At 39.3% G+C, this 9,618-nt stretch carries 7 protein-coding genes and 1 pseudogene; 2 read left to right on the forward strand and 6 right to left on the reverse strand.

Features of this window, described 5'->3' with window-relative positions; all coding sequences use genetic code 11:
* Positions 1 to 283 precede the first annotated feature (283 nt).
* Both AC1DND_RS10030 and AC1DND_RS10035 read left to right on the forward strand, forming a co-directional pair.
* Positions 284 to 1,300 (forward strand): pectinesterase family protein, encoded by a 1,017-nt coding sequence (locus tag AC1DND_RS10030; RefSeq protein ID WP_477581277.1) that lies wholly within the window; start codon positions 284 to 286, stop codon positions 1,298 to 1,300.
* Positions 1,301 to 1,316: 16 nt separating this feature from the next.
* Positions 1,317 to 2,057, forward strand: a complete 741-nt coding sequence (locus tag AC1DND_RS10035) for a rhamnogalacturonan acetylesterase (RefSeq protein ID WP_230143282.1) — start codon at positions 1,317 to 1,319, stop codon at positions 2,055 to 2,057.
* A gap of 351 nt (positions 2,058 to 2,408) precedes the next feature.
* Here the strand turns inward: AC1DND_RS10035 and AC1DND_RS10040 are convergent, their stop codons facing one another.
* From AC1DND_RS10040 to AC1DND_RS10065, 6 genes and pseudogenes are all read right to left on the reverse strand, one after another.
* Positions 2,409 to 4,034, reverse strand: a complete 1,626-nt coding sequence (locus tag AC1DND_RS10040; RefSeq protein WP_477581279.1) for an NADP-dependent glyceraldehyde-3-phosphate dehydrogenase — start codon at positions 4,032 to 4,034, stop codon at positions 2,409 to 2,411.
* Positions 4,035 to 4,129: 95 nt separating this feature from the next.
* Positions 4,130 to 5,500: an MFS transporter gene (locus AC1DND_RS10045; RefSeq protein ID WP_477581281.1), complete on the reverse strand. Its 1,371-nt coding sequence runs from the start codon at positions 5,498 to 5,500 to the stop codon at positions 4,130 to 4,132.
* A gap of 20 nt (positions 5,501 to 5,520) precedes the next feature.
* Positions 5,521 to 6,183: a bifunctional 4-hydroxy-2-oxoglutarate aldolase/2-dehydro-3-deoxy-phosphogluconate aldolase gene (locus tag AC1DND_RS10050; RefSeq protein ID WP_193419254.1), complete on the reverse strand. Its 663-nt coding sequence runs from the start codon at positions 6,181 to 6,183 to the stop codon at positions 5,521 to 5,523.
* Complete coding sequence (locus AC1DND_RS10055) at positions 6,176 to 7,231, reverse strand: PfkB family carbohydrate kinase (RefSeq protein WP_477581283.1); 1,056 nt, start codon at positions 7,229 to 7,231, stop codon at positions 6,176 to 6,178. Before AC1DND_RS10055 ends, AC1DND_RS10050 begins: the two co-directional genes overlap by 8 nt.
* A 114-nt stretch (positions 7,232 to 7,345) precedes the next feature.
* Complete coding sequence (gene uxaC, locus AC1DND_RS10060) at positions 7,346 to 8,746, reverse strand: glucuronate isomerase (RefSeq protein WP_477581285.1); 1,401 nt, start codon at positions 8,744 to 8,746, stop codon at positions 7,346 to 7,348.
* Between the two features lie 190 nt (positions 8,747 to 8,936).
* Positions 8,937 to 9,618 (reverse strand): annotated as a pseudogene (locus AC1DND_RS10065) (altronate dehydratase); the annotation flags it as partial.

Here is a 9,618-nt window from a genome sequence, read left to right on the forward strand (position 1 = left end):
ACTGATTTTAAGGATGTTCTCACTTGTTAAGAGAGGAGAAATGTATGTCGAGAATTATAGGAGAGCGTCATAAAAGCTAAGAAAAACTCCCAAAAAAAGAGTTTTTCTTAAAATAAATTTGCAATTGTGGTAAACCTAGAATACGACCGGAGCAACGCGTAGTGGAGAGATCTGCCTCGATAGATCTCTCGGCTACGTTGCACTCCACTCGAGATGACGACTCTTGGGTAATGACAATCCAGGAGTTATTAATTAAAATTAAATTCAGATCTTAACTGACCAAATGACAAGAATATCCTACTTCAAGCTGATCACGCTACTCCTCTTCAATATATCCTTTATTTACGTCCATGCCCAGGATCCCAAATATCCTTCAGAAATAACTGTTGCGCAGGATGGCAGTGGAAATTACAAAACCATTCAGGAGGCTGTAAATTCGGTGAGGGATTTAGGCGAGAAAGCAGTTAAAATTCATGTTAAAAACGGAACCTATAAAGAGAAGCTGATTATTCCTTCTTGGAAGATCAAAATCTCTATAATTGGAGAGGATACTGAAAATACCATCATCACCTTTGATGATTATTCAGGAAAATCCAATGCGTCAGGTAAGGATGTTTTTGGCAATGCTAAATTCAGCACTTATACCTCATTCACAGTACTTGTTCAGGGAAGTGATACCCAGCTAGAAAATTTAACCATTATCAATTCATCTGGAAGAGTTGGACAGGCGGTAGCCTTACATGTAGAAGGCGATCGTTTTAAAGCAAAAAACTGCAGATTTTTGGGCAATCAGGATACGCTGTATGCCGCGATCGAAAATAGCCGGCAATACTATCAGGATTGTTATATTGAAGGTACAACCGATTTTATTTTCGGCAAGGCTACAGTAGTCTTTCAAAATTGTACAATCAAAAATTTAAGTGATTCTTATATTACCGCAGCTTCAACTTCAGCGATGCAAAAGTTTGGGTTTGTTTTTATAAATTGTACGCTCATTGCAGATGAAACTGTAACGAAAGCTTATCTCGGCAGACCATGGAGGCCTTATGCAAAAACGGTATTCATCAGCTGCGATCTGGGGAAACATATTTTGCCCGAAGGTTGGAATCCATGGAAAGGTGATCTGATGTTCCCTAATAAGGAATTGACCGTTTTTTATGCAGAATATAAAAGTAAGGGCGATGGCGCGTCACCTAAAACGAGGTTGACCTGGACAAAACAATTAACAGATAAAGAGGCAAAAAACTATACTTTAAAAAATATATTAGGTGGAACGGATCAATGGAATCCAGCTAAATAAAATAACTGATAAAAACATGAACAAGAATTTCTTTAAAATTTTGGCGGCAGGAACAATAGCCGTTTTATTTTCTTTTACATTCATCCCAAAGAAAACAAAACTCTATATCATTGGCGACTCTACCGCAGCAAATAAAGAAGAAAAAGCGTATCCAGAAACAGGCTGGGGCATGGCATTACAATCTTATTTTAAGGCTGATGTTACCGTTGATAACCGGGCTTTGAACGGAAGGAGTACAAAATCTTTCAGGGCAGAGAAACGCTGGGACCCAATATTGGCCGAGTTAAACCCAGGCGATTATGTTTTTATCGAATTCGGGCATAACGATGAGAAAGTCGATAAACCAGCTGTCGGTGTATCCTTAGCAGATTTCAAGATCAATCTGGTTAATTATGTAAAAGAAACCAGAAGTAAAAAAGCTTTCCCGGTTTTATTAACGCCAATCTCCCGCAGAAGTTTCAAGAATGGGGTTTTGCTCGATTCTCATGGAGATTACCCTCGCATTACCCGCCAGGTTGCCGATTCTTTAGGTGTTCCTTTAATTGATATGCTGGTTAAAACCGAAAGTTTATTAAACCGCTTAGGTGAAGAGCCATCCATTAAATTATTCAATTATGTTGATTCGGGAAATGTGAACTACCCAAATGGCAAGAAAGATAATACACATTTAAGTCCAGAAGGTGCTAAACAAATTGCCGGTTTAGTGGTGAAAGGGATTAAAGAGCTAAAGTTGAGCTTGGTGAAGAGTTTGAAGTAAAATAGCGCTATTATCGTCCTCGTTTGTAACGAGGATGCATGAGAAAGGCGATTGTATCGCCGATAAACAGTACCGCATTACAAATGCGGATCTCGCAAATCCTCGTTACAAACGAGGACTATAAATAATTATCACCACGTCATCTTGAATTTATTTCATGATCTTTACATGCATATTGGATGCTGAAATAAATTCAGCATGACGACCGCCGAAAAAACAGAAAACTATTTAAAAAAAAAAGTCATTGCGAGAAGGCTTTTTCAGCCGACGAAGCAATCTTCTAGAATCGACAATTAATTCTTCGTGTTAAGATTGCTTCGTCGTTCCTCTTCGCAATGACGATTATCCTTATTAAAAAATATATTTCGTACTTAAAAAGTTCGAATCATCGCCTTTAACAATTTCGTTCAATAATTTTTTATTATCATCTGTAAATTTGGTTGCTACCAACGAACGGATCGAGAACGAACGCAATGCATCCACTACAGAAAGTGTTCCTTCAGCACTGTCTTTACGACCGGTAAAAGGGAAAGCATCTGGACCACGTTGACACTGGCAGTTAATGTTCACACGACTTACCTGGTTAACCAAAGGATCAATTAATGAAGAAATTACCGCCGCGTTATTACTAAAAATACTCACCTGCTGGCCGTGTGGAGAGCCAATTAAATATTCGATAGGTTCTTCCAGATCATCAAACGGAACAACAGGAACAATCGGCCCAAACTGCTCTTCGCGGTATAGTTTCATATTGCTGTTTACCGGATACATAATGGCTGGATAAACAAAAGTTTCTAAGGTTTGTCCACCATTTTTATTGATCACTTTAGCGCCGTGCGAAACTGCATCATCAATACATTCTTTTAAGTATTCAGGTTTGTTCAGCTCAGGCAGCGGAGTAAGGTTTACGCCTTTCTCCCATGGCATACCAAATTTCAGTTTCTCTACTTCTGCAGATAAACGTTTTAGAAACTCCTGTGCTAAACTGCGGTGAACATAAACGATTTTAATCGCAGTACAACGCTGTCCGTTAAAAGAAAGCGAACCTAGAACCGTTTCAGAAACCGCCAAATCAAGATTGGCATCTTTAGTAATGATTGCTGCATTTTTAGCATCCAAACCTAAAATTGCCCTTAAACGGTTTACTTTAGGATGCAGTTTTTTCAGTTCGTTGGCTACTTTACTCGATCCGATTAAGGTAAGCACATTAATTTTTCCTGATTTCATTAGTCCTGGCACAATGGTATTGCCACGGCCATAAATGGTATTTACAACACCTTTAGGGAAGCTGGAACGGAAAGCCTCTAATAAAGGATAGTGCAATAAGGTACCATGCTTAGGTGGTTTGAATAAAAGCGTATTGCCCATAATCAAAGCTGGAATAAGCGTCGTAAAAGTTTCGTTTAGAGGATAATTAAATGGCCCCATACAAAGTACCACACCCAGCGGAGAACGGCGTACCTGAGCAACTATTCCCTGCTCAATTTCAAAACGTGACGATTGCCTGTCGATATCCTTTAGTGCATCGATAGTGGCATAGATATACTCAACCGTACGGTCGAATTCTTTAACCGAATCGGCATAAGATTTACCGATCTCCCACATAATCAATTTCGCAACAATTTCTTTTTGCTCAATCATTTTATGAGTGAAGTTTTCTACGCAGCTAATCCGATCAGCAACGCTCATAGTCGGCCATTGTCCGCGGCCGTTATCATAAGCGGCTACAGCTGCATCTAAAGCTTCTGTCGACTCTTTTTCTGTACAAACAGGGAAACTACCAATATGCTTTCGTTTTAAGCCTTCGGGGGTTTTTACGCATACCGGAGAAAACACTTCATTAAATGGTCCATTCCATGGTTTCATCTCTCCATTTGAAAGAAACTCTTTTTGATTGATTTCTTCCTTGAGCCTAAATTCATCTGGAATCTGGCTCTCTTCAACGAAAATACTTTCGAGGTTTAGCGATGTACTCAATTTGGGTTGTTGTTAGGGTTAAATTAATGTTAAGTCTATAGTTTAAGTATAGATTTATTGTTGTAAAAAGAGCCAAAGTAATTGGCTCTAAATATTTACAGTTCTATTGTTTTCATTTTTGGCACCAATGTCTTCATTACTACCCAAGCAATAATATAAGCAATGGCACAAAATGCAAACATAATGGTGTAACCAGTTTGGATATGTCCTAATCCCTTGTAATGATCGAACAGGGCACCGCCAACTTTAGAAACTATTACGCCTCCGATTCCTCCTGCCATACCACCAATTCCAATAATTGATCCAATTGCTTTTTTGGGAAACATATCTGATACTGTTGTAAAAATGTTTGCAGACCAAGCTTGGTGTGCAGAAGCTCCGATTCCAATTAACAATACAGGAATCCAAAAAGTATAGTGCCCCAAAGGTTGAGCAAGTAAGACCACTAAAGGAAATAATGCAATTACGAACATTGCTCTCATTCTGCCTTCATAAACATTGTATCCTTTTTTAAGGAAATACGCAGGAAACCACCCGCCACCAATACTACCAATCATTGTCATACTGTAAAGTACAAAAAGTGGGAACGATATTGATGTTCCTTCCATTCCATACTGGGCCTTTAAATATGAAGGAAGCCAAAACAAAAAGAACCACCAAACACCATCTGTCATAAACTTTCCAAACGTGAAAGCCCAAGTTTGTTTATATCCTAATAATTTAAACCATGAAACCTTTTTTGCTTCAGTTTCAGATTCTGATGGAACAATAACTTTTTGATCTGTGTCTAATAGAATATACTCCAATTCAGCTTTAGATAAACGCTTTTGTTCTTCAGGTTTATCATAAAAAATAAACCAAAATATTAGCCAGAAAAAGCCTGCTGCTCCTATAATTAAAAATGCAGTTTCCCAACCCCACGCTTCAGCAATGTATGGCACAGTAGCAGGAGCTAGAATTGCACCAACGTTTGCTCCTGAATTAAAGATTCCTGTTGCAAAGGAACGTTCCTTTTTAGGAAAATATTCTGCTGTTGCTTTAATTGCTGCCGGAAAATTTCCAGATTCTCCAAAACCTAAAACAGCTCTAGAAACAATGAAGCCCAGTACAGATACCGATATACTTGTGATTCCAACTAACGCAAAAATTGATGAAACGGCCTCTCCTACAGGAATAGCTTTGGCATGCAGGATGGCGCCCAGTGACCAAACAATTATTGCAATTGCATATCCCCATTTGGTTCCCAACTTATCTATTATTCGTCCAGCAAAAAGCATTGATATAGCATAAACGAATTGAAAAGCTGCTGTTATGTTTGCGTAATCTGAATTTGTCCAGTTAAACTCCGCTTCGAGTTTGCTAGATAGCAAACTTAAAACTTGTCTATCTAAATAATTTACTGTAGTAGCGAAAAACAGAAGTGCGCATATGGTCCATCTGTATTTGCCTATTTTCGTTTGGTTCATTTGGTTAGTGTGTGTTAGATTTATTTGCTCTGCTGAATTAAGTCAAGCGCTAGTTTTGTATTGTCGAATAACTCCTCGTAAAGACCTTTGCTCATCACATCTTTACTGATTAATTTGCTGCCCATACCTACGGCACAAACGCCTGACTTAAACCAAGTTTTTAGGTTGTCGGCATTAATTTCTACGCCACCAGTTGGCATAAACAGCTGTCCGGCGAAAAGATCTTTAATTGATGAAATAAATTCGGGGCCTAAAATATTGGCAGGGAAAATTTTGATCAGCATGGCTTTGTGCTCTTGAGCGACACTGATTTCAGTCGGGGTCATACAGCCAGGGATCCATAGCATACCAATTTTGTTTGCAATTTCGGCAACTGCCGGATTTACGATCGGTGCTACAATAAAATCTGTTCCAGCTTCGATAAATGCATTTGCATCGGCAGGAGTTTTAATCGTTCCAATTCCCAAATAAAGATCGGGCATTTCAGCATCACGGATTTCTTTCAACTTTTTAAAGTTCGGCAGGGCCGATTTACCTCGGTTGGTATATTCAAAAACACGAACGCCGGCTTTATACAAAGTGCGTAATATTTCTACGCTACCCGATTCGCTATCCTGGTAAAAAAGGGGTAACATGCCCTGCTCTAAAATGGCATCTAAAATTTTGTGCTTGTTGCTAATCATTGCGTATTATTCTTTTTTCTATATCGGCTACAGTACTGGTTGTAGCATCGCTTGGAATGTATAATTTATCGTATGCTGCTGCGGTGGCAAAATTTAAGGTTTCTTTGGCCGATAGTTGGTTGTAAAAGCCATAAATCAGACCGGCCATAAAACAATCGCCACTACCTACCTTATCTAAAATTTCTTCTGAAACATATTCTTCAGAAACTGTTAATTCATCAGCAGTATAAATGGCAGTATAATACCTGATGCCCTTGCCATGATCGAACCTAAAGGTATTTGCAACCGCCTTGCAAGACGGAAACAAACTTAATATTTCTTTAGAAGTATCTGTTGCCTGTTGCAGTAACGTTTCCTTTGCATAACCCTCAGTTGGTGTTAAATCTTCGTGAAGTGCAGTGCCCAACATTTTATTGGCGGCCCACACATTGCCCATAATCAGCGTGCAATACTGAGCCAGTTCGGGCAACACATCAATCGGATCTTTACCGTATTTCCAAAGCTTGGCGCGATAGTTTAAATCGAGCGAAATGGTAATATTTTTCGCACTTGCCACTTTTAAAGCTTCTAAGCAAACATCAGCAATAGATTGATTTATTGCCGGGCAAATGGCGCTGAAATGAAACCAGCTCACACCTTCAAAAACTTCATCCCAGTTAATTTGGCCAACTTTTAAATCGGCATAGGCCGAATTTGCCCTATCGTAAATTACGCCTGCATTTTTAAGGTCTTTCCCTTTCGGAAGATAGTATAACCCCAAACGTTCGCCATGATAAACCATTGGTGTGGTATCAATGTTCCGTGCATCCAGATAATCTACAATCTCTCTGGTTACCGAATTATCAGGCACAGCCGATAAGTAAGTTGAAGGAACATTCCAAAGTGCCAGCGCTGTTGCTACATTGAGCTCTGCACCGCCCACATAAAATGGTAGTTTATTTTCTTTTAACCACTGGCCGTCCATATCGGGACAGATGCGCAAAAGTATTTCACCAAAGCTTAAAACTTTTTCTCCTTTTTTTGATGAAGCGAATATTTGGGTGCTCATTTTTGTATCTAATCGGCGTATTTCATGCTGTTTTCTGCAACGGTATGAAAATGGAAGGAAAACGATTGAAATGATTTGATTCCAACGAAATACCTCTTTAAAGCCCTATTTTGGTTAAAATTTAAAGTAATTTTTTGCGTTAAAGTACGAAATATCCTGAACAATTTTGCCAACCCACTCCAAGTCGTTAGGTAATTCGCCGTTCTCAATATCTTCTCCAAAGAGGTTACAAACGATCCTTCTGAAATATTCGTGACGAGGAAAAGAAAGGAAACTTCGCGAATCGGTAAGCATACCCACCAAACGGCTTAGCAGCCCCATGTTTGATAATGCGTTTAATTGTTTGATCATGCCATCTTTCTGATCTAAAAACCACCATGCCGAACCAAATTGCACTTTACCCGCAACCGAACCATCGTTAAAGTTTCCGATCATCGTTGCAATTAATTCATTATCAGCCGGATTAAGGTTATAGATAATGGTCTTTGCCAGTTTATCCTGATTATCCAAACGGTTTAAGAATTTAGAAAGCATTCGGGCCTGACTAAAATCGCCGATAGAATCCCAACCGGTATCAGGTCCTAACTGCCTTAACATCCGGGCATTGTTGTTACGCAATGCACCCAGATGATACTGTTGCACCCAACCTTTTTCGTGATCCCATTCTGCAAAATAAATCAGCATGGCCGATTTAAATTTCAGGTTCTCCTCGTAAGAAATATGTTGTTTACTGCGGATTTTGTCGAAAATTGATGCAATTTCTGCTTCTGTATAATCTTCAGCATAAATCTGCTCTAAACCATGGTCAGAAACTGAACAGCCATTTGCCGCAAAGTAATCGTGACGGCTTTTTAAAGCATCAATATAATCCTGAAAGCTACTGATTGTTTTATCTACAACACTTTCCAATTTGTCAATATATTCATTCAAACCTTCAATATYGTCACTGTTCATCGCTTTATCCGGGCGGAAGGCAGGCAACATTTTAAGGTTTGCGCCTTCTCTTGCCAATTGTTGGTGATAGTTTAAACTATCCAAAGGATCATCGGTAGTACAAACGGCTTCTACATTCATTTTGGCTAGCAAACCACGTACAGAATATTCAGGTGTCTGCAATTTTGCAGAACATTCGTCGAAAATTTTCTGTGCCGTTTTACCAGAAAGTAAATCAGTTATACCAAAATAGCGTTGAAGTTCCAGATGTGTCCAGTGGTATAAAGGATTACGTAAAGTATAGGGAACAGTTTCTGCCCATTTTTCAAATTTTTCATAGTCAGATCCTACACCTGTAATGTATTTTTCATCAACACCATTGGCACGCATCGCTCTCCATTTGTAATGATCGCCAGCAAGCCAAACCTGACTGATGTTGGCAAATTGAGTGTTATTTGCAATCTGMTCTGGAATAAGGTGATTATGGTAGTCGATAATCGGCAATGATTTTGCAAAATTGTGATAAAGCTTTTCAGCAGTTTTGCTTTGCAAAAGAAAATTTTCGTCTAAAAAAGGTTTCATGCTATGTAATTTGAGATAAGAGATTTGAGATGATCAAAACGCTTATCTATTCATTTTCTATTTATCCCCGGTCTGTGTCCTCACAGATCGGAACTCAATTTATGTTTTATTCCCTTGGTGGTCTGTGAGGACACAGACCACGGAATAAGGCTCCAAGACTCACGACTTCGGACTTACCACTCCAGACTCACTAAAGGCTCACTCCCCGTTTCCATGGAATAAAATCATCCTGATTAAGCAATACCGCTTTAGGAATTACTTCGCCACTAGCTGCTTTAATGCAATACTCCAGGATATCTTCTCCCATTTGTTCGATGGTTTTTTCGCCTTCGATTACTGGCCCACAGTTGATATCGATAATATCGCCCATGCGTTTGGTTAATGCATTATTGGTTGAAACCTTGATGGTAGGGCAAACAGGATTTCCTGTTGGCGTACCCAAGCCTGTTGTAAACAAGATTAATGTTGCTCCAGACGCTGCTTTTCCTGTAGTAGCCTCAACATCATTTCCGGGAGTACAAACTAAGTTTAATCCTGGTTTTGTAGCAGGCTCAGTATAATCTAATACATCTTCCACTGGCGATGTTCCGCCTTTTTTGGCTGCACCAGTACTCTTAATCGCATCGGTAATCAAACCATCTTTTATATTTCCRGGCGATGGATTCATGAAAAATCCAGAGCCTACATTTTCTGCAGATTGATTGTAAGCAGTCATCAATTGAATGAATTTACGCGCTGCGGTTTCGTCTTTTGTGCGGTCGATTAACTGTTGTTCTGCGCCGCAAAGTTCAGGGAACTCGGCTAGGAGTACAGTACCACCCAAAGCCACCAACAAATCAGATGTATAACCTACTGCCGGATTAGCACTGATT

The sequence above is a fragment of the Pedobacter sp. 01N416 genome (assembly GCF_056399685.1).